This is a genomic window from Emticicia sp. GW821-FHT11C11, assembly GCF_058808615.1.
In genome coordinates this window covers 1-1,372 of sequence record NZ_JBXARV010000009.1, presented here as the reverse complement: position 1 = coordinate 1,372, position 1,372 = coordinate 1, and the positions used below count along the sequence as shown (strand labels likewise).

Here is a 1,372-nt window from a genome sequence, read left to right as displayed (position 1 = left end):
TACGTCTCGTATGTTTGTAACAGAAATAAGAATAAGGAAAAAGGTTTAAATTGCTACTGGAAAATGAGAGGCAAATACGTCTAAACAATATCCATTGGATATATGTACATGTAGAGTTTACCCCATTTTTCAGTCAGCAAGTCAGAACAGCACCTAATACCGCTCCACAATGGAGATGAGTAAGTATACTGCGAGCAACGACATTAACTTTTACTCCTAAGACCATGACTAACCCCATCATTCGTCAGAACATTGGCATCGACATCAGTAAAGCAACCATTTCTGTCTGCATTGCCCAGAAGCTATTAGACCAGTCTGTCCTATTTCCTTCCAGTAAAAGCTTTGAAAATACTCTTTCAGGCTTTGAGAAGATGAACAGATGGATAGAACAATTCACAGATACAACTGTGGAAGTACATTATACCATGGAAGCCACAGGCGTGTATTATGAGTCTTTAGCCTATTGGTTATTTGAAAACCAAAAGTCTGTGAGTGTTATCTTAGCTAAGCAATTCAAGAGTTATGCCCAGAGTTTGAATATCCAATCTAAAACCGATGGAATTGATGCCAGAATATTAGCACAGATGGGTGTAGAACGGAAATTAAGTTTGTGGTCAGCTGTATCAGGACAGATGCGTCAGCTTAAACAGCTTTCCAGAGAAAGAAACAGTCTTAAGGATGAACAGACAGCTATCAAAAATCAGTTACATGCCTTGTTGTACTCTTATCAACCTGACCAGAGAAGTATCAAGCGTATCGAAGGGAGATTAGCTTTAATCGCTCAACAAATTGAAGAGATTCAACAGGAAATGAGTGAAATACTGGCTAATGACCCTCCATTAAAAGAAAGAATCGATAATGTTTGTACTATTAAAGGTGTCAGTATGATAACGGCTATTGCCATCATCGCAGAAACCAATGGCTTTGCACTATTCCATTCACGTTCCCAACTGGTGGCTTATGCCGGTTATGATGTGGTTCGAAGACAATCCGGCACCTCAATAAATGCACCCACGAAGATATCTAAAAAGGGGAACAAACATATTAGAAAAACGTTATACTTCCCGGCTTTGAGCGCTGCGATGCACGAACCTGCAATGAAGAGAACTTATCAGAGAATCATAGAGAAAACAAATATAAAAATGAAAGGTGCGGTAGCTATTCAAAGAAGATTATTGGTATTGATTTATACACTTTTTAAAAACAATCAACCTTACGATCCTAATTATGTACCCAAGAATGCTGCCTAAAAAATTAGGCAGACCCAAACAAATTGGACTGCCTAAACTGCATGGAATAATGCTCCTGCTTTTATTGACTCAAATTTAAATATTTTTACCAATTTATTTGGCTTTTAACACAGCACCTCTAC

At 38.0% G+C, this 1,372-nt stretch carries 1 protein-coding gene; it reads left to right on the top strand.

The genetic code is table 11. The annotated features are described in order from the left end of the window. The first annotated feature begins 224 nt into the window (after window positions 1-224). Window positions 225-1,250: an IS110 family RNA-guided transposase gene (locus tag AC1RRY_RS21890; protein WP_492823927.1), complete on the top strand. Its 1,026-nt coding sequence runs from the start codon at window positions 225-227 to the stop codon at window positions 1,248-1,250. Window positions 1,251-1,372: the final 122 nt, after the last annotated feature.